This window comes from Streptomyces sp. NPDC001933 (assembly GCF_042890955.1).
Classification (GTDB): Bacteria; Actinomycetota; Actinomycetes; order Streptomycetales; family Streptomycetaceae; genus Streptomyces.
In genome coordinates, this window is sequence record NZ_JBIASS010000038.1 from 20,018 (window position 1) to 37,838 (window position 17,821).

Consider the following 17,821-nt stretch of genomic DNA (forward strand, 5'->3'; position numbering starts at 1 on the left):
CCACAACCTCGCCTACTGGCGGGGCCAGGCAGGCGACGCGGCCGGTGCCGCCACCAGGTTCGAGGAACTGCTGGCCGACCGGGTACGGGTGCTGGGCCCCGACCACCCCGACACCCTGACCACCCGCCACAACCTCGCCTACTGGCGGGGCCAGGCAGGCGACGCGGCCGGTGCCGCCACCAGGTTCGAGGAACTGCTGGCCGACCGGGTACGGGTGCTGGGCACCGACCACCCCGACACCCTGACCACCCGCCAAAACCTCGCTCACTGGAGACGTGAAGCGAAGAGCGAGGTGCCTCACGTCTCCCGAAAAATCTGGCCATTCAATTCATGAGGCTGTTGAACTATCGACGGCACCCTCAAGTGATCAACGCACCACCCACGGATGATCATGTGATCGTGGAGGCACAGGCGCGTGACCGCGAATTGTCACCGGCTCAGCAGGAAGAAATCTGGAGACGCTGGCGAGAGGGTCGCTCAGCTTGATCGGACGGGCACTCGGGGCACCGATACGCCACCTCCGCCGGCTTCTGCACCAGAGCGGCGGCGTCCGCCTGGCCCCGCAGCAGCGGTCGGAGCGGCATCTGACCTGCGGCGAGCGCGAGGAGATATCCCGCGGCATCGCCGCCGGGGGATCTGCCCGGCAGCTGGCCGAGCGGCTGGGCAGATCCCCCTGGGGTATCGCCGAGATACGGGTCCTCGCGATGGCCAAAGCCCTGGTGGTGCAGGCCGGCGGGCTCGGCGCCGTCACCAAGGCGGTGGAGGAGCTCGGCGGGTTCGACCAGCAGTACGAGCAGATCGAGAAGGTCTCCGCCCATCACGGCAACTTCTGGAAGTGTTGCTGCACGGGCAGATCGGCCGGGACCGGGCGGTGATGTTCGACCTTGCCGACAACGACAAGCTGAAGTTCACCGCGACCAGCGAGGACAGCCGGGTGCTGGACGCCCTTGCACACGCCCAGCGGCACCAGGCGGCCCACGGCGAGTACATCACCGCCTTCAACGAGGAGGGTAAGGAGGTCGGCCTCTCCTTCGCCACCCAGAACTGGCGCACGGCGGCGGTCGACAAGACCCGGACCGGGCAGTTCGTGCGCAAGCACTTCGAGGCGATGGTCTTCACCGCGCTCGCCGAGGAACTGCGCACCGGCGACGTCGCGGTGGTCGGCTCGGAGGAGTACGCCGACTGGTCCGAGCAGCTTCTGGCCTGGGAGGTCGTCCAGGAGACGCTGGGGTCCTACTTGGTGGAGGTCGGACTCGCCGAGCCGGGCGAGAGCGCCGAGTTCGACGCAACGTTCTTCCGCCGACAGCTGGAGGACAAGCTGCGAGGCGCCGCCGCCGCGGCGGACGCCGGGTACCCGGAGAACGACGGCCTGGTCATCGATCCGGAGACGGGCATTCCCTCGCTGAAGGCGTTCCGGGCGGACGGTCAGCGGCCCTCGGCGAAGCGGCTGGAGCAGGAGACCAAAGCGAGGATGCCGGAGCGTTCCCTGATGGGGATCGTGGCCAGTACCGCGTACTGGGTGGAGTGGTGGCGCCGTTTCGGCCCCCCGTCGGGCAACGAGCCCACCGACCCCTTGGGCCGCTACGTGATCGTCACGTTCGTCAAGGGCTCCAACATGGGCCCCTACAAAGCCGCCCGGCACATCCCCGGCGTGAGCGGGCACGAGCTGTCGTACGTCGCCAACAAGCACTTCTCGATCGTGCTGCTGAACGAGGCGGTCGCCGACCTGGTGAACGCGCACGCCCGCCTCGACATCTCACAGGCGTGGGGCGACGGGACCGCCGTCGCGGCGGACGGCACCCACATGGACACGTACCTCGACAACCTGCTCTCCGAGACGAGCGTCCGGTACGGCAAGCCCGGCGGGATCGCCTACCACCACGTCTCGGACACCTACATCGCGCTGTTCACGCACTTCATCCCGTGCGGCGTCTGGGAGGCCGTCTACATCATCGAGGGCCTGCTGAAGAACACCAGCGAGGTGCAGCCGACCACCGTGCACGCGGATACCCAAGGCCAGAGCTTCCCTGTCTTTGCGCTCGCCCACCTGCTGGGCTTCGACCTGATGCCCAGGATCAGGAACTGGAAGGAACTGACCTTCTACCGGCCCTCCAAGCACAGCGAGTACGTGCACATCGACGCCCTGTTCGGCGAGCCGGGCAAGAACGTCATCGACTTCGACCTGATCGAGTCCCAGTTCCGCCACCTGATGCGCGAGGCCGTCTCCGTGCGCGAGGGCGCCATCTCCTCCTCCACGCTCCTCAAGCGCCTGCGCTCGGGGTCACGGAAGAACGCCACCTACGCCGCCTTCCGCGAGGTCGGCCGCGTGATCCGCACCGTGCAGCTGCTGCGCTACCTCTCGAATGCGCCGCTGCGCCGGCGGGTGACGGCGGCGACGAACAAGGTGGAGTCGTTCAACCGGTTCTCCCAGTGGATCGGCTTCGGCAACCGCGGCGTCATCGCCGACAACGACCCCATCGAGCAGGAGAAGGCGATGAAGTTCAACGCGCTGCTGACGAACGCGGTGATCTTCCACAACGCCCTGGACATCGCGGAGATCGTGAGGCAGCTGCTGGAGGAGGGATGGGAGATCGACCCGGAGGACCTGGCGCACATCTCGCCGTACCTGACCGAGCACATCAACCGGTTCGGCGAGTACTCCACGCACGAACTCGGCATCCGGCCCGACGCGTACGACCCGAAGCTCGACGTCGACTTCACCCCGCTGCGCGAGCAGGATCTGACCGCCGCCGGCCTCGGCCAGGCCGCTTGACCGTCCGGCCCAAAATCTTCCTCGTGTGGGTAGTGCCCGAGCAGTCGAAGCGGCGCCCGAAGCCACCTCTTATGGATTGGGACGCTGCTTGTCTCGTGCTGCGGTGTCAGGCGGGGGTGGGGGCGAGTAGCGCCAGGCGGCGACCATGAGGCGGAAGGCCAGGGCGAGGCCGGCAAGGTGGGCGCCGCCGAGGACGGTCTTGGCGGCGACGCCGGTGAGGCCCTGGTCGTGCACCGTTTTTAAGGAGCGGCATCACCTTCCGCCTGCGGGAGCTGGATGCCCATCCGATGAAGGTAGGCGCGAAGTGTGGAGGCGGTCGGGCGATGGGCGATCAGCCCGATATAGCCGTCGGGACGGATGACCACAAGCGTGCCTTCGCGTGCACCGTAGACACGGAAGAGACGGCGCGTCCGGTCGATCAGCACCGTCGGACCGGCAGCCGTGCCGTAGTCCGGCGCCGGGACAACGGTGTAGGTGTGCAGGTGGCCTTCGAGTCCGCTGATTGCCCGGTAGATCTCTGGGGCGGGCCTGGCGCCGAAGGCGAGGAGGGTGAACTGGGGGCCGCGGAGGATGTCGAATAGCCGTGCCGCAGCGTCGACGGTCTGCACAGGGCCGTCGGGGGCGACATCACCAGCGCGCAGAGAGCTGCGCCGACCGGCGAGGTGGGTGGTGAGCGGACCGGTTCGGTAGGTGGGGTGGTCGTTGCGGTCGCGGTGTTGCTGCCGGGCGAGGAACGACTTGATGGCGAACCGCACCACCGGACGGACGGCCCGGGGTGGGGTGGCCGCTGCGAATCGCCGGTCGCTGTCGGCCAGCACCGCGCGGGCAACCGGCAACCGTTCCTCCTCATAGGTGTCCAGCAAGCTTTCAGCGCAGACGCCTTGAAGGACCAGAGCGAGTTTCCACACGAGGTTGTAGGCATCCTGAATGCCGGTGTTCATGCCGTGCGCACCGAACGGGCTGTGCACGTGGGCGGCATCACCGGCCAGCAGCACGCGTCCGGCCCGGTAGGTGTCGACCATGCGCAGGTTGTAGCGCCACACCGACAACCAGGCCGGGTCCGCCAGGAGGATGTCGCGGCGCCCGGTCCGCTCGATAACCGCGCGCTGGAGCGTATCGAGCGACGGCTGCGGCCACTGGCCACTGGGGTCCTGCTGGAGCGAGGCCACAACTTGCCAGGTTTCGGCGTGCGGGGTGGGGCGGGCGACAAGGATGTGGCCGCTGGTCGCCATCCACAGATGTACTGCGTCGCGGTCGGGCAGCCCGTCGATGCGCACGTCGGCGATGAGTGCTCTGGTGTCCTCATCGGTGGACCCGGAGAACGACAGAGCAAGTGTGCGGCGTACCTGACTGCGTCCGCCGTCGGCCCCGACCAGGTAACCGGCCCGGACGGTCTCCGTCCCGGCCCCATCCGTGTTTTCGACGGTGGCGGTCACGCCGTCGCCATCGGCCGTGAAGCCGGTCAAACGGCGGCCGAACTCCACCTTCCCGCCCAGCTCGGCCAGCCGATCGCGCAGGATCGACTCGGTTCGCCACTGGGGCAGCGCCACAGAGTTCGGGTAGGGGCGCGAGGCAGTGGGCGGTGCGGGCGGCACCCGCATGTCAAACAGCAACGGAGTACCGAGGTGAAAGCGGGTTCTTGATTGGACGTCAGCAGCCGCGACAATGCGGTCGGCGATCCCGAGGTCGTCAAAGATCTCCAGGCTGCGCGGCTTGAGGGTGAATCCCCGCGAACCCTCCGTGGGACCGGGGGCCTGTTCGATCACTCGGCATCCGATTCCCCTGCGGGCCAGGTCACAGGCCAGAGTCAATCCGGTCGGCCCGGCCCCCGTAATCAGTACATCAACGTCGCTCATTGCCCCGTCCCTCTCCCGGCAGCGCAGGCCATGTCCAGTCGACCTCTGGCCCTCACTTACTCTGATACCTACAATCGGACCTGTCAATTGGTACCTGTCTTCGGAGGATGGACACGATGTCCCTGCGCCACGCCCTTCTCGGCCTGCTGGAAGATGGGCCTGCCAGCGGCTACGACCTGACCGCGCGCTTCGAACGCTCGCTGCAGAAATACGCATGGACCGCCCGGCAGAGCCACATCTATCCAGAGCTGAAGCGCCTCGCCGACAGCGACTTGATCGCCGTCACCGAGGAAGGCGCGCGCGGACGCCGCACCTACGCGATCACCGACGCAGGCCGCGCGGAGCTTCGCGACTGGCTGCTGTCGCCACCCAGGCCCCGGGCCGTCCGCGACGAACACGTACTGCGCATGTCCCTGCTGTCCGTACTGGACATCCCGCAGGCGCGTGAATTGGTGCTCCGCCACCTCGAAGAAGCCGACCATGTGGCGGCCGAACTACGCGCTCTCGCCGACGCTGCCGATACCGAGTCCCATCCTCGCGGGCGTTTGCGGTTCGGCCGACTGGCCATCGAGTACGGCGTCCACCAATATCAGGCGCAACAGCAGTGGGGCCGTTGGGCCCTGGAGCAACTCGATCGAGCCGAGGGTGCCGACCCGCACCAGCGCCAACCTTCCGAGTCGCGAGCCGATTCGCTGGGCCCCCGCCGCAAAGACCCCGGCGGCGCAGTGCAGCATCCGCAGTAAATGCCGGATCTACTGCGGCGGAGCCCATACCGTGATCATCGCGACCTGCGGCGGGGCATTCCGGCCGCCGGGGTGAGGGGGCGCGTTGCGGTTGCCGCGCGCCCGCGTCGTGCCCATGTCCGCCCCTCCCGCGTCGTACACCGCAGCGGTCGAGCGCTACCTCGCCGGCGCGGGCATCGCGAAGTCCTCCGCGCGTATCTACCGGATCTCGCTGACGACGTGGGGGTGGATGCTCACCGGTGAACCGGCGCCGACCGGACCCGCCCGCCGCGGCGCGAAGCCACCCGTCTTCCCCGTCGCCGCGATCGATGACCCGGCGCTGCCCGAGGTGCTGGCCGAGCTGGCGGCGGCGCGGGCGGACGAGATGGGCGCCGACACCGTCAACCGGGAGTTGTCCATCGCGCGCAAGGCGATCGGCTGGTGGCAGCGCCAGGGTTGGATCGAGTGCGATCCGACGATCGGCATCGAGCGGCGGCCGGCGCCGCCGGACCGCACCAAGGCTCTCGCGGAGAATCAGATCGCTGCCCTGTGGCGCCTCGACGTCGCACTGCGGGAGAAGACGCAGTGGAAGATGCTCTACGAGTCCGCCGCACGGGCCGACGAGGTGCGGTGCCTGAACGTGGAAGACCTGTACCCGCAGGACAAGCGGGGGAAGATCACCGCCAAGGGCGGGGCGATCGAATGGATTCACTGGCAGTCCGGCACTGCCCAGCTCCTGCCCCGCCTCATCGCCCGCCGCACCCGCGGCCCGCTGTTCCTCACCGACCGCAAGGCGCCGGCCGGAACACCGACGCTCGACGTGTGCCCGGAGACCGGCCGGGCCCGGCTCTCCTACCGCCGCGCTGAGGAGATCTTCGAGGAGAACACGCGGCTGCTGGCCAACCCCCTCGCCTCACCCGACAACATCGAGGATCTGGACGGCTGGACGCTTCACCGGCTACGTCACAGTGCCCTCACGCACGACGCGGAAGACGGCACCTCCACCCCGATGCCGCTGGCCCGCTCCCGCCACGCCTCCGTCCGCTCCCTGGAGCGATACGCACGGCCCGGCGTCGACTCGGTCGCTCGGCACGTCGCCGAACGCGACCCCGCTGCGCGTCGCCGCACGTAGCTCCGAGCGGATCAGGGCTTCAAGATCATCCCGTTGCCCCTTTGGCGCGTATCTCGGTCACACCCCACTCTGGGGCCCCATGGGTGCCCTGATGGACTCTCAGCGGCTCTCAGCAGTACGTGCTTGGCAACGTGCGATGAGTTCCGTTGACTCAAGCAGTCTGGAGAAGAGACACGAAACTGTGGTTCGAAAAAAGGTGGCGTTCATGGACATTGCCCGCGTATTGATGGTTGCGCCCGTGGGGAACGTTGAGACTGCGGTGGTCTGGTACGAACAGTTGCTGGGACGTCCGGCGGACACCCGGCCGATGCCGTCACTGGCGGACTGGCATCTCACTACAGGGGGCTGGCTCTCGGTCTTCGAGGACGCCGAGCGTTCTGGTTCGGCGCTCCTCAATCTGGAGGTTCCTGATCTGGACGAGGCTCTTGCGCAGCTCAAGGAACGCGGTTTGGCTGCGGGGCCGGTGCAGGCTGGCGGTACGCGCACCCGGTTCGCTGCCCTGGAAGACCCGGACGGCAACCGGGTCACCCTGCTGGAGAACCCCGTGGCCTGACCCCTCAGATAGGCCTCGGTGTCCTAGCTCAGACACCAGCCGCAAAGTAGCGGGTGATCACGTGCTCGCCGCCGTGGCGGCCTGCACGGAGTACGTGGCAGCGGTCGCGTGCTGCGTATTTGTTCCGTAGTTGTCGGCGTCGAAAGCGGTCAGGTCGTAATTCTTGCCCTGTCGGTCGGCCATTCGTTTTCCTCCTGCACGCCTCTTGTAGCAGCGGTGCCCGTGGCCGTCGGGCGCGTGACGGCCACGGGCACGCTGTGCTGACTGAGGTCAGCGGCGCCGGGCGATTGCCTCCCGGCACGAGGAAGACGTCGGTTCGCACAGAAGTGTGAGATCCGGATCTGGCTTCAGGCGCGCGTTCCTCCCCTCCCGGGCGCTGCGTAAGCGGCGTCCGCCCACAGGTGCATGAGCGCGTAGGAGCGCCATGGTGCCCACCTCTCGGCGGTGGTCCGGGCCTGGTCGGCGGTGACGGATCCGAGTGCTCTGCGGGCGACCAGGTCGCCGGGGGCGAAGGTGTCGGGGTGCTGCATCGCGCGCACGGTGAGGTAGTCCGCGGTCCAGGGACCGATGCCGGGGAGCGCGAGCAGGGCTCGGCGTGCCTCGTCGGCGGTGAGGTGCGCGAGGGTGAATCCGTCCGCCCACTTCTCGGCGACGGCCCGGAGGGTGCGGGTTCGTGCACCGGTGAGGCCGATGGCCACCTGGAGTTCCGAGTCGGGGATCGCCGCGAGATCCCGTGGTGCGGGGAGAGCCTTCAGCCCGGCTACCGGCGTACCGTAGGCGGCGACGAGCCTGCCCATGAAGGTGCGGGCCGCAACGAGCGAGACCTGCTGGCCGACGACCGTCGCGGTCACCGCTTCGAACTCGTCGGGGTAGCCGATGAGCCGGATGCCGGGCCGGTGCTCGGCCAGCGGCCGGATCAGCGGGTCTGCGGCGAGGGCGTCGGCGATCCGTGCGGTGTCGGAGTCGAGGTCCAGCCAGCGGCGGATCGGCGCCGCCAGGCCGTCGGGGTCGGGGATCTCGTCAGGCAGGTCGACGGCGACCTGGTCCGCGGCGAAGGTCACCGTCACCCGCACAGGCGCTCCTGCGTGGGGCAGAAGCCGGGTTTGGGTGCGGCGTGGGATGTCTGCTTCTTCGGCTCCTGGGATCGCGTGGGCAGCCAGCATCCGCAGCGCGGTCTCGGAGTCGGTGGGGCCCTGGGGGAAGAGGCGGAGCAGGGTCACGATGTCCAGATTCCGGAGCTGCCGCGCCGGTGCGAGTCCAGCAAGTGGGTGTCGACGATGCCGATCGCCTCCATGAGCGCATACATGGTGGTCGGGCCGACGAAGGCGAAGCCGCGCCGTCGCAGTTCCTTCGACAGCGCGATGGACTCGGCGGACTTCGTGGGGATCTCCGCGAAGGTCTGGGGGCGGGGGGTGGTCTCGGGTTGGAAGGACCACACCAGGCGGGCCAGGCCCATGTCCTGGCGCAGTCTGATGGTGGCGCGGGCGTTGGCGATGGTCGCCTGGATCTTCTGCCGGTTGCGCACGATGCCGGCGTCGGCCATCAGCCGTTCGACGTCGGTCTCGGTGTACGCGGCGATCACGTCCGGATCGAAGTTGTTGAACGCCTCGCGGAACGCGGGTCGTTTGCGCAGGATCGTCGCCCAGGACAGACCCGCTTGAAATCCTTCGAGACTGACGCGCTCGTAGACGCCGCGTTCGTCGGTGACCGGCATGCCCCATTCGGAGTCGTAGTAGTCGCGCAGCAGGGGGTCGACGGCTGCCCATGTGGGCCGGGCGAGTCCGTCCTCTCCGACGACGACGCCGGGGTCGGCGGTGGTGCTGCTGGCTTCCTGTGTCATGCGATCACCCGTCGAGCCCTGTCATGCGCATCGTGATGTTGATCCGGCCGCGGCTGATGCCGCACCCTTCGGGGGCGGTGTCCTGGTGCACCTTGGTGACACCGTGGTAGGCGAGGCGGGCGGGTCCGCCGAAGACGAAGAGGTCGCCGGAGGCCAGCAGCAGGTCCGTGCAGGGTTTTCCGCGGCTTTCGGTGTTGCCGAAGCGGAACGTGCAGGTGTCGCCGATGGACAGCGACACGACCGGGGCGCACGATTCCTCGTCCTTGTCCTGGTGCATTCCCAGGCGGGCGTTCGCGTCGTAGTAGTTCACCAGCGCCGTGTCGGGCGTGTACGAGCCGATCGTGGCCGTGTCGTGCCCGGTGGCCTGAAGGGCGTGGCGTCCCAGTCGGATCATCCAGTCGGGGAACGGGAGGACACGGGCGCCGTTCACGTCGGTGGCCTCTCTCGTGTACTGGTACGGCTGCCAGTGCCAGCCCAGGCATACGGTGCGCACGGACATCTGGTGTCCGCGGACCGTTGCGGCGCGCAGGGGGACGGGGCCTCGCACCCACTCGTGGAATCGGTCCGCGATCCACTCCTGCTGTTCCAGGGGCAGCCAGTTCGGGACGTGGGTGGCGCCCGGGGTGATCTCTCCCGCGTCGCGCTCGGGGAGCTGTGGAGTGAACAGCGCTGTCATGGCCTGTCCTCCGTGTGGGTGAGGTGGTGGAGGGAGTCGTCCTCGACGAGCCAGGAATTGCCGTGGGCGGTCGCGCCGGCCAGGCCGTTCAGATTGATCAGGCCGACGAGCGCGAGCGTGCGCGGATCGCCGATCGCGGCGGTCGCGAGGGTGCGTGCGGGGCTCCACGGGGTCGACCACAGCAGCCGCCGGGTCATCTGCGCCCAGCCGGTCGCCGGGCCGGCCATCACCCAGAGGTCGGGGTTGGCGGCGGCGAACCGTGACGCGTGGCGCAGCCAGGAGGCCCCGGTCTCGGGCCAGGTGATAGTGGCGAGGGTTGCGCCTCCCGCACGGTCCCAGGCCGATTCGATCAGGCATGAGGTCTCACGTGCGTGCGGGGTGCGGCCGGAGCCGATCACGACGGTGTGGGCCCGGCGGTCGCGAGCCAGTTGGACGATGGCCGCGACCTCGGCGTCCGTGGCCGTCAGGTCTGCGTCGTAGCTCGCCGGCCTCTTCAGCAGGGGGCTGGTCAGGGGGTCCATTGTCGGCCGTTCTCTCGGGCGGTCATCCACCGCTGAAAGCGGTCCTTGCAGCAGGTGCCGCAGGGGCGGAACCCGGCGGCGATCGCCGTGGCCTCGTCGGCGAAGAAGACCCGGTGCCTCACGTAGCCGCCGCGAGCGATGGCGCGCAGTGCGGCAGGGCAGTCGAGTCGTCCGTAGATCTTCGAGCCACGGTGGCCGCACCACTCTCCTTTGACCGGCGACCGGTAGGAACGGCCGTCGGCCCCGAGAAGGGTGTACGTCTTCATTGCGTCGCTCATGCGGCGTCGTGGAAGACGAGGGCAAGGGTGTGACGTTCGCCGGACCGGATGGCGGACACGCCGTGGCGAACCGGCGCGGCGGACCATCCGCGGGCGGATTCGACGGGTCGGTCGCGGGTGGTGAACAGGTATCCGTGGCCGTGCGGCAGCAGCGTGGACGTGCCCCGGGACTGGGCGCGCGGGCGCTGTTCCAGGAGCAGGAACTCGCCTCCCGTGTGATCCACACCGGGCTCGTTGAGGTTGATCACGACCTGCAGCGGGAACACGAGGTCGCCGTACAGGTCGCGGTGCAGAGCGTTCCAGTCCTTCTCTGCGTAGCGGAGCAGGATCGCCGTGGACTTCGTCTGGCCGGCGTCGTGGCACATCTGCAGCCACTCATCGAGCGAGTCCGGCCACGGCGCGGGCCGGCGGAGTTTGGTCCACCAGTCGCGGGCGATGGGCAGCAGCCTCGGGTACAGCGCCTGCTTGAGCCGTTCGACCGGCTGCGGGTACGGCGCGTTGAAATACCGGTACTGGCCCTCACCGAAGCGGTGCCGGCCCATGTCGACGGTGCTGCGGAACAGGTTGTCCTGGTCGTACAGCTCCCTGATCTCCACGGTCTCCTTCGGGGTCAGCAGCTGCGGCAGCAGTGCGCCGCCGTACTCGTTGACCTCCGCGGTGATCGTCTCCCAGTCGCCGGACTCGACGCGGCCGTGCCATCGGTCCGTCTTCTGCCCGGTCGCCTTCGTGGTGCTCATGCCGCGGCCTCCAGGTCCAGCAGCGTGGTCTTGGCCTCAAGTCCGCCGATGTAGCCGCCGAGGGTTCCGTCGGTGCGCAGCACGCGGTGGCACGGGACGACGATCGGCAGCGGGTTGGTCGCACAGGCGGTGCCCACCGCCCGGACGGCCTTGGGGTTGCCGACGAGCTCGGCCATGTCGCGGTAGCTGCGGGTCTGGCCGTACTCGATCTCGGGCAGATGCGTCTGCACGAGGCGCCGGAATCCGTGCGACAGGGACAGGTCCAGCGTCAGGTCGAAGACCCGGCGGCGCCTGGCGAAGTACTCGTCGATCTCGCGAGCCGCCTCCTCCAGCCGCTTCGGGGCGCGCAGGATCCGCGGGCTGAGCTTCTGGCCGAGGGCTTCCAGAACCCGGTCGTGGTCCTCGCCGGCGTACGCCACACGGACCAGCCCCTTCGGGGTGGCGGCGAGCAGCAGCTTGCCGACGGGCGAGTCGATCGTCGTGTAAGCGACATCGATCAGGTCGGCTTGCTCTGCGGCCTGTTCCAGACGGCGGTGGAGGCGACGGAGGGTGTCGGCGTCCACGGGTGTCGACAACAGGACGGCCATGTCGTCATCGTTGCGCATGTCGCTCACGACGATGCTCCTTTCGTGATCGCGCCCGGATAGTGTTTCCTGAGATTCTTGAGCCCGTCCGCGGCAGCTCTTCGGGCCGCCTCGACGGTGCCGCCGAGGATCTCCGCGATCTCGGCGTACGCCAGCCCCGCCACATACCGGTAGGCGACAGCCTGGCGTTGCTTGCTGGGGAGTTCCTTCACCACAGCCCACAGGCCGACGGCCTCGGCGTCCGGAACATCCTGTCCTGCCGGTGCTTCCGGTACCTCGCCGACCGGCAGGGGATTCCTCTTCGCGGCACGCAGCACGTCGATCGCCTTGCGGTGCGCGATCGTCACCAGCCACGCCTCCACGTTCGCCGTCTCCGGCAGATCGGGATAGGCGCGCATGGCGGCGAGGAAAGTCTCCGACCACGCGTCGTCCGCATCGTGCGGGCCGAGGACGACCCGGCAGACGCGCAGCACGGTTGCGCCGTGCTGCGCGACCACACTCTCGAACGGTTGTTTCATGTCCATCCCATTGAAGACGTACGTGCGGTGATAAACGTGAGATTCCCGGTCAGAACAACCGCCCGGCGTCGCCCGCGGGCGGCTCCTCAAGCTCCAGCAGCGCCTGCTTGCGCTTCAGCCCGCCGGCGTACCCGGTCAGGGCCCCGTCGGAGCCGACGACGCGATGGCACGGGACGAAGATGCACAGCGGGTTCGCACCCACGGCCTGTCCGACCTGCTGCGCGAGACCGCGGCCTCCGACCTGCTCGGCGATACGGCCGTAGGTGGTCGTGTCACCGCACTGGATGCTCTTCACGATGTCCCAGACGGCGTGCTGGAACGAGTCGCCCTCGGCCGCGAGCGGAAGATCGAACTGCCTACGCCGCCTAGCCAGGTAATCGCACAGCTGGCGGACCGCTTCGTTCAGCGACGAGTCCGTCGCGTCGCTGATCTCGGGTCCGAACGTCTCCTGCGGGGGCCGACGGACATGATGCCTGAAGTACAGGCCGGTGATCGTCTCGTCCTTGGCGACGATCGTGATCGGTCCAAGATGCGTCTCGATCACGACGTGTCGGGTGCTCATCTGCGTCTCCCCTCTCTTGACCGGTAGACGGACGCCGCCCGCAGAACGTGAGATTTCATTTGGAGTCGTCGCCGATCACCGTGCCAGGGCGTGTGGCGGAGGCGCTCCAGGACGTGAGCGCGCGGGGCGGAGCAACCGATATGCCCGACCGGTCGAGCTGGAGACCACAGTCCTGCCTGGCGGCGCCGGGTGCCGAATCGGCTCGGCGACCGAGTCCCACGGCTGAATACGCAGAGCGACCACCTGTGAAACACTCGCGGTCGGAAGTCCGCGTTTCCATGCTGCTGCGGTCGGGCGGCGCGGTCCTGCCGCCCGGCGAGCTGGGCCGAACACCGTTCACGAGCCAGGGTGCGTGGTCAGCAGTCGCGTGTTTGCGGCCGCTGCTCCCTCTGCAGCCAGGTTCCGGGTGGTTCTCCGTGGTGCCGGCGGAAGGCCGCGGCGAACGCGAAGGGCGAGCCGTAGCCGACGGCGTCGGCGATCTGGGCCAGGCTGAGATCGTCGGCACGCAGGTGGTCGCGGGCGAGGGGCATGCGCCATTCGGTCAGGTACTGCATGGGGGGCCTGGCCAAGCGCGTCCCGGAACACCCGGGCGAAGGCGGCTCGGGACAGGCCGCTGATCGCGGCGAGCTCGGGAACCATCACGGGTGCGCCGCGTCCTTGCGCATGACCTGCAGCGCGGCGCCCAGCCGCGGGTCTGCGGATGCCCGGTACCAGCGCGGTGCGGGGGTTGAGGAACATCCATGTCAGATCGTGCGCTAGGCCGACGTCGGCCCTGGCGGGGGGCTGACAGGGCGTCGACGGCGGGAAGAACCTGAAGTCTGTTGGTAATGACAGCTATTCGTCAGGGGTGAGTTCCCGAGCCGGGAAGGTGCTCGCCCTCGGGCGCCAGTGCACTGACGCCACCTGTGAACAGACGGGGCAGCAGATTCGCAAGCACGGAGCCTCCACCCCGGCCGCCGACGCCCTGCGACCGCTGCGCGACCCGGACACGCCGGGCTCGACGAGGACGACGAGGAGTAGGCGGGCTTGGCGTCTCCGCTTGGGCGCGGGATCGGTCCCCGAGATCGTCACACCGCCGGGTTCCGCCCTGCGCCCCGGGTACGCCCGCCTCGGCGCATGTTCCACTGGGCGAGCGGTCGCAAGGCGTCCACCAGGTCCTGGCCGTCCGGGGCCAGTTGGTAGCGGATCTGCACCGGCGTGGTGGGGATGACGGTGCGTTCGATGAGGCCGGCCGCCTCAAGTTCTTTCAGGCGCTGGGAGAGCAGTCGGTCGGAGACGCCGGTGATCATCGCCCGGTACTCCCCGAAACGGCGGGCGCCCTGGGCGGCGGCCTGGAAGACCGAGCCGGTCCAGCGGCGTCCGATCAGTTCGAGGGTGCCCTCGAAGCTCGGGCAGGTGTCGTCATGAATCGCATCCACTTACAAAAGATTAGCACCTTACCCATCGTTTCGTCTTCGAAGCGATCCGGAGGACCGTAGACCCATGACCGACTACGAACACCCGCTCTCCTTCGGGGTGAGCCTCGAACCCTCCGCCGGGGCATGGCCTTTGACCCGGCTCCTGGCCCGCAGGGCGGAGGGCTCGGGCCTCGACTACATCGCCGTCCAGGACCACCCCTACCAGCCCGGTCACCTTGAGGCGTGGACCCTGATCTCCCACCTGTCCGCCCTCACGGACCGGATCTCCTTCCTCACCGATGTCGCCGATCTCCAGCTGCGGCCGCCGGTGATGTTCGCCAAGGCCGCCGCGTCGCTGAGCGTGCTCACCGACGGGCGGGTCCAGCTGGGTGTCGGCGGCGGAGGCATCCCTGACGCCATCGCATCGATGGGCGGTCCGGCGCGGCGTGGCCAGGACATGGTGGCGTACGCCGAGGAGTCCCTCGGGCTGCTGCGCACGGCCCTGGCCGGCGGGGCCGTACGGCTCGACAGCCCCTATCACTCGATCGGCGGCTACCAGGCCGGGCCGGTGCCCCCGAAGCCCGTCGGTATCTGGCTCGGGGCCCAGAAGCCGAAGATGCTCACGCTGGCCGGCCGGGTCGCCGACGGCTGGATCTCCCCGCTGAACATCTACGTCCCGCCGCAGGAGGTGCCGTCCCGGCAGCGGATCATCGACGAAGCGGCCGTGGAAGCCGGGCGCGACCCGAGGACGCTGCGGCGCGTCTACAACGTGACCGGGGCGATCGGCTCGCTCGGCGCGCACCGGACCGGACGCGGCCTCGTGGGCGATGTGCGTCAGTGGGTGGACACCCTCACCGAGTGGGCCGTGGAACTCGGCTTCGACACCTTCGTCTTCTGGCCCACCGCCGATCCCGAGCGGCAGCTCGCGCTCTTCGCCGACGAGGTCGTGCCCGCCGTGCGCGAGCGCGTCGACGCCGAGAGGAGCGGGCGATGACGAGCTCCCTGGGCACCCTTCCGGCCGCACTGGCCGGGAAGGTGGTCACCCCCGACGACCGGCGCTACCAGGCTCTCAGGTCCACCTACACCACCGTGGGCAGCCCGGCCGCCGTCGTCAGGCCGGAGTCCCCGGGCGACGTCGCCGCGGCGCTGCGGCTCGCGCGGGAGACGGGGCTGCGGGTCGCGGTCCGCAGCGGCGGGCACGGCCTGTCCGGCAGCGGCACCAACGACCAAGGGCTCGTCATCGACCTGGGCGCGATGCACCGGGTCGAGGTCGTCGACCGCGCCTCCCGCCTGGTCCGCGTCGAGGCAGGCGCCCGCTGGGCCCAGGTCGCTCAGGCGCTCGCCCCGCACGGCCTCGCCATCAGCTCGGGCGACCACGGCAACGTAGGAGTCGGCGGCATCGCCACCGGGGGCGGCGTCGGCTGGCTGGTACGGCAGTACGGGCTCACCATCGACAACATCCGCGCCGTAGAGGTCGTCCTGCCCGACGGCACGTTCGTCCGCGCCGACGCCGAGAACGAGCCCGAGCTGCTGTGGGTGATGCGCGGGGCCGGCGCGGGAGCCGGGATCGCGGTCGCCTTCGAGATCGAGGCCATGGAGCTGAGCGACATCGGCTACGTACAGCTGGCCGCGGCGGTGGACCCGGCCGGAGACACGCTGCGGCACTGGGCCGAGGTCGTCCGGGAGGCTCCACGCGAGCTGTCGACCGCCGTGACGCTGGCCCCGCGGGGCACCAGCACCACGGCGTTCATCACCGCCGTGGTCGCCTCGGACAGCCCTGCCATCATCCGTGACGCCGTCGAACCACTGCTCCGCATCGGCGACGTCACGGCCCAGGAAGCCCACGTCGCCCCCTACACGGCGCTGGTCCCCACCCAGCACCTGCATGCCAACACCGGGCAGATGGCGTCCGCGACGACCAACGGACTGCTCACCGAGATGACCTCCGACGCGGCCCGCGCCCTGGTCACGGCCTCGACCGGCCCCCGTCCGATCCTGGTCCAGCTGCGGTCGCTCGGCGGCGCGACCCACGACCCGGACCCCTCGGCGACGGCCTTCGCCCACCGCCACCAGAACACCCTCGTGATCGGCTCGGCATTCCCCCCGGACAGCCGCGGGGCACTCGCCGCAGCCTGGGCCCCCATCGCCCCGCACACCGACGGCGCCTACGTGAACTTCGAGAGCACACCCGACGAGACCACCTTCGCCCGCGCCTACCCCGGACCGACCGGCACCCGCGTCACCGACCTCTGGAAGCGCTACGACCCCGACGGCCTCCTGCGCCCCCGGCCCCTGAACGGACGCCGGACCGGAACAGCACACCGACCTGGCACCAAGGCCCCGTTCGACCCGAGGAGAGAAAAGTGAGCTTCCCCTTCCCCGTTCCCGACAAGAGCGACCCTCGCTGGACACGTGAGGGAGGCGTCCACGTCCGCCGCGGCGAGGGCACCGCACGCTGGCTCGCCGGCGACACCTACACGATCAAGGCCACCGCCGACGACACCAACGGTGCCCTGGGCTTCGCCAAGGCCGTCGTCCCGCCGGGCGGCGGACCGGTCGCCCACGCCCACGGCAACGAGGACGAGGCGTTCTACCTCCTGGACGGCGAACTGGAGTTCCTCCTCGGCGCGAGGACCTTCACCGTCACCAGCGGAGACTTCGTCTTCGTCCCGCGCCACACACGTCACCGGTTCAAGAACGTGGGCGACAAGGACGCGACCTTCCTGTTCATGTACACCCCGGGCGGACACGAGCAGTTCTTCCTCCAGAACGGGGACGAGCCCGTCGAGGGCGAGACGTCACCGCCCTGGGAGCCGGAGCGGTACGCCGCCCTGGTGGACGGGCTGCTCGCGCAGAACGTGACGATCCTTCCCGAGGACTGACCCGAACAGCGGTACACGGGACCGGCCCGCACGACGGACACCTCGTGCGCACAGGCCGGCCGCCGCCCGTCCACCATCCGGTGCTGGCCCGCTCCGAGGAGACGCCCGCACCCCGACCGGAGCTTTCGATGTTCATCACCACCCTTGTCATCACCACCCTGTTCGCCCTGACCCTGCTCTTCTCCGCGTACGGCAAGCTCGTGCGGGACCCACAGCAGATGAAGACGCTCGAGCACGTCGGATTCCCGGCACAGCGGGTGCCCCTGCTGGCGACGGCGGAGATCGCCGGTGCCGTGGGAATCCTCATGGGCCTTGCCTGGAAGCCCCTGGGCGTGGCCGCCGCCATCGGACTCATCGCGTACTTCACCGGCGCTGTCGCCTCCCACCTACGGATCCGCGACTGGCGGATCCTGCCATCGGCCGTGCTCCTGCTCGCGGCCGTGGCGACCCTCGCACTGCGCCTCGTCCTGCGCTGACCGGCCCACCGGCGGCAGCCCCCGCAGGCTCGAATCCCCAGCACCACAGAGGAAAGGAAAGCAGCCATGACGTTCGGAACTCCGGCCGTGCCCGACAAGGACGACCCCCGCTGGACCCGCCGCAACGGCATTTTCGTCCGCCGCGACGAAGGCGTCACCAAGTGGATGACCGGCGACACCACCACCGTCAAAATCAGCTCGGCGCAGACCGGCGGCGCCCTAGTAGGGCTTGGTCATGTTGGTGCGGGGTCTGGCATGTCGCGGTGACAAGTGGGGCAGGCGCCGGTCCAGGTCGCGATGAGTATCTGCAGCTC

General features: G+C 69.2%; 25 protein-coding genes. 11 read left to right on the top strand and 14 right to left on the bottom strand.

The genetic code is table 11. The features are described from left to right. The 3 genes from ACFYY7_RS41480 to ACFYY7_RS41490 form a co-directional block, all read left to right on the top strand. Positions 1 to 334, top strand: a 334-nt coding sequence (locus ACFYY7_RS41480; protein WP_388670377.1) for a tetratricopeptide repeat protein, incomplete at its 5' end; no start/stop codon positions are given. 148 nt (positions 335 to 482) lie between these two features. Continuing rightward, the gene (locus ACFYY7_RS41485; RefSeq protein ID WP_388670380.1) at positions 483 to 875 is read left to right on the top strand and encodes a helix-turn-helix domain-containing protein; all 393 of its coding nucleotides are present in this window, start codon (positions 483 to 485) and stop codon (positions 873 to 875) included. Next, positions 836 to 2,773 (top strand): transposase, encoded by a 1,938-nt coding sequence (locus ACFYY7_RS41490; RefSeq protein WP_388670382.1) that lies wholly within the window; start codon positions 836 to 838, stop codon positions 2,771 to 2,773. Before ACFYY7_RS41485 ends, ACFYY7_RS41490 begins: the two co-directional genes overlap by 40 nt. 69 nt (positions 2,774 to 2,842) lie before the next feature. Here the strand turns inward: ACFYY7_RS41490 and ACFYY7_RS41495 are convergent, their stop codons facing one another. Both ACFYY7_RS41495 and ACFYY7_RS41500 read right to left on the bottom strand, forming a co-directional pair. After that, the gene (locus ACFYY7_RS41495; RefSeq protein WP_388670384.1) at positions 2,843 to 3,007 is read right to left on the bottom strand and encodes a hypothetical protein; all 165 of its coding nucleotides are present in this window, start codon (positions 3,005 to 3,007) and stop codon (positions 2,843 to 2,845) included. 5 nt (positions 3,008 to 3,012) lie between these two features. Beyond that, positions 3,013 to 4,629, bottom strand: a complete 1,617-nt coding sequence (locus tag ACFYY7_RS41500; RefSeq protein WP_388670387.1) for an FAD-dependent monooxygenase — start codon at positions 4,627 to 4,629, stop codon at positions 3,013 to 3,015. Between the two features lie 116 nt (positions 4,630 to 4,745). Here ACFYY7_RS41500 and ACFYY7_RS41505 point away from each other — a divergent pair, with 116 nt between their 5' ends. The 3 genes from ACFYY7_RS41505 (at position 4,746) to ACFYY7_RS41515 (ending at position 7,036) form a co-directional block, all read left to right on the top strand. Then, positions 4,746 to 5,372, top strand: coding sequence for a PadR family transcriptional regulator (locus ACFYY7_RS41505; RefSeq protein WP_388670390.1), 627 nt, complete (start codon positions 4,746 to 4,748; stop codon positions 5,370 to 5,372). A gap of 115 nt (positions 5,373 to 5,487) precedes the next feature. Next, entirely contained in the window at positions 5,488 to 6,483 is a 996-nt protein-coding gene (locus ACFYY7_RS41510; RefSeq protein WP_388670392.1) for a tyrosine-type recombinase/integrase, read from the top strand. A 205-nt stretch (positions 6,484 to 6,688) separates the two neighbouring features. After that, entirely contained in the window at positions 6,689 to 7,036 is a 348-nt protein-coding gene (locus ACFYY7_RS41515; protein ID WP_387348645.1) for a VOC family protein, read from the top strand. Positions 7,037 to 7,093: 57 nt separating this feature from the next. Here the strand turns inward: ACFYY7_RS41515 and ACFYY7_RS41520 are convergent, their stop codons facing one another. The 12 genes from ACFYY7_RS41520 to ACFYY7_RS41575 all read right to left on the bottom strand — a co-directional run bounded on the left by ACFYY7_RS41520 (position 7,094) and on the right by ACFYY7_RS41575 (position 14,170). Next, on the bottom strand, positions 7,094 to 7,219 hold the full coding sequence (locus tag ACFYY7_RS41520) for a hypothetical protein (RefSeq protein ID WP_388670395.1): 126 nt from the start codon (positions 7,217 to 7,219) through the stop codon (positions 7,094 to 7,096). 164 nt (positions 7,220 to 7,383) lie between these two features. Beyond that, entirely contained in the window at positions 7,384 to 8,256 is an 873-nt protein-coding gene (locus tag ACFYY7_RS41525) for a DNA-3-methyladenine glycosylase family protein (protein ID WP_388670397.1), read from the bottom strand. Next, positions 8,253 to 8,876, bottom strand: a complete 624-nt coding sequence (locus ACFYY7_RS41530) for a DNA-3-methyladenine glycosylase I (protein ID WP_388670400.1) — start codon at positions 8,874 to 8,876, stop codon at positions 8,253 to 8,255. The genes ACFYY7_RS41525 and ACFYY7_RS41530 overlap by 4 nt, the downstream gene beginning before the upstream one ends. 4 nt (positions 8,877 to 8,880) lie before the next feature. Beyond that, positions 8,881 to 9,552, bottom strand: coding sequence for an alpha-ketoglutarate-dependent dioxygenase AlkB family protein (locus tag ACFYY7_RS41535; protein WP_388670403.1), 672 nt, complete (start codon positions 9,550 to 9,552; stop codon positions 8,881 to 8,883). Continuing rightward, entirely contained in the window at positions 9,549 to 10,073 is a 525-nt protein-coding gene (locus tag ACFYY7_RS41540) for a hypothetical protein (RefSeq protein ID WP_388670406.1), read from the bottom strand. Before ACFYY7_RS41540 ends, ACFYY7_RS41535 begins: the two co-directional genes overlap by 4 nt. Then, entirely contained in the window at positions 10,061 to 10,351 is a 291-nt protein-coding gene (locus ACFYY7_RS41545) for an Ada metal-binding domain-containing protein (protein ID WP_388670409.1), read from the bottom strand. Before ACFYY7_RS41545 ends, ACFYY7_RS41540 begins: the two co-directional genes overlap by 13 nt. Then, entirely contained in the window at positions 10,348 to 11,088 is a 741-nt protein-coding gene (locus tag ACFYY7_RS41550; protein WP_388670412.1) for a 2OG-Fe(II) oxygenase, read from the bottom strand. The genes ACFYY7_RS41545 and ACFYY7_RS41550 overlap by 4 nt, the downstream gene beginning before the upstream one ends. After that, complete coding sequence (locus tag ACFYY7_RS41555; protein WP_388670451.1) at positions 11,085 to 11,693, bottom strand: methylated-DNA--[protein]-cysteine S-methyltransferase; 609 nt, start codon at positions 11,691 to 11,693, stop codon at positions 11,085 to 11,087. The genes ACFYY7_RS41550 and ACFYY7_RS41555 overlap by 4 nt, the downstream gene beginning before the upstream one ends. A gap of 5 nt (positions 11,694 to 11,698) precedes the next feature. Continuing rightward, on the bottom strand, positions 11,699 to 12,190 hold the full coding sequence (locus tag ACFYY7_RS41560; RefSeq protein WP_388670415.1) for an RNA polymerase sigma factor: 492 nt from the start codon (positions 12,188 to 12,190) through the stop codon (positions 11,699 to 11,701). A gap of 49 nt (positions 12,191 to 12,239) precedes the next feature. Continuing rightward, entirely contained in the window at positions 12,240 to 12,752 is a 513-nt protein-coding gene (locus tag ACFYY7_RS41565) for a methylated-DNA--[protein]-cysteine S-methyltransferase (protein ID WP_388670418.1), read from the bottom strand. Positions 12,753 to 13,108: 356 nt separating this feature from the next. Further along, positions 13,109 to 13,321 (bottom strand): helix-turn-helix domain-containing protein, encoded by a 213-nt coding sequence (locus tag ACFYY7_RS41570; protein ID WP_388670421.1) that lies wholly within the window; start codon positions 13,319 to 13,321, stop codon positions 13,109 to 13,111. Positions 13,322 to 13,819: 498 nt separating this feature from the next. Further along, a complete protein-coding gene (locus ACFYY7_RS41575; protein ID WP_388670424.1) occupies positions 13,820 to 14,170 on the bottom strand; it encodes a winged helix-turn-helix transcriptional regulator in 351 nt (116 codons plus the stop codon). Between the two features lie 64 nt (positions 14,171 to 14,234). On the opposite strand from ACFYY7_RS41575, the gene ACFYY7_RS41580 reads away from it, so the two are divergent. The 5 genes from ACFYY7_RS41580 (at position 14,235) to ACFYY7_RS41600 (ending at position 17,774) form a co-directional block, all read left to right on the top strand. Next, the gene (locus ACFYY7_RS41580; protein ID WP_388670427.1) at positions 14,235 to 15,143 is read left to right on the top strand and encodes an LLM class flavin-dependent oxidoreductase; all 909 of its coding nucleotides are present in this window, start codon (positions 14,235 to 14,237) and stop codon (positions 15,141 to 15,143) included. Next, on the top strand, positions 15,140 to 16,516 hold the full coding sequence (locus ACFYY7_RS41585; RefSeq protein WP_388670430.1) for an FAD-dependent oxidoreductase: 1,377 nt from the start codon (positions 15,140 to 15,142) through the stop codon (positions 16,514 to 16,516). Before ACFYY7_RS41580 ends, ACFYY7_RS41585 begins: the two co-directional genes overlap by 4 nt. Beyond that, a complete protein-coding gene (locus tag ACFYY7_RS41590; RefSeq protein WP_388670433.1) occupies positions 16,513 to 17,031 on the top strand; it encodes a cupin domain-containing protein in 519 nt (172 codons plus the stop codon). Before ACFYY7_RS41585 ends, ACFYY7_RS41590 begins: the two co-directional genes overlap by 4 nt. A 44-nt stretch (positions 17,032 to 17,075) precedes the next feature. After that, positions 17,076 to 17,507: a DoxX family protein gene (locus ACFYY7_RS41595; protein ID WP_388670436.1), complete on the top strand. Its 432-nt coding sequence runs from the start codon at positions 17,076 to 17,078 to the stop codon at positions 17,505 to 17,507. 66 nt (positions 17,508 to 17,573) lie between these two features. Beyond that, positions 17,574 to 17,774, top strand: a complete 201-nt coding sequence (locus tag ACFYY7_RS41600; protein WP_388670439.1) for a hypothetical protein — start codon at positions 17,574 to 17,576, stop codon at positions 17,772 to 17,774. Positions 17,775 to 17,821: the final 47 nt, after the last annotated feature.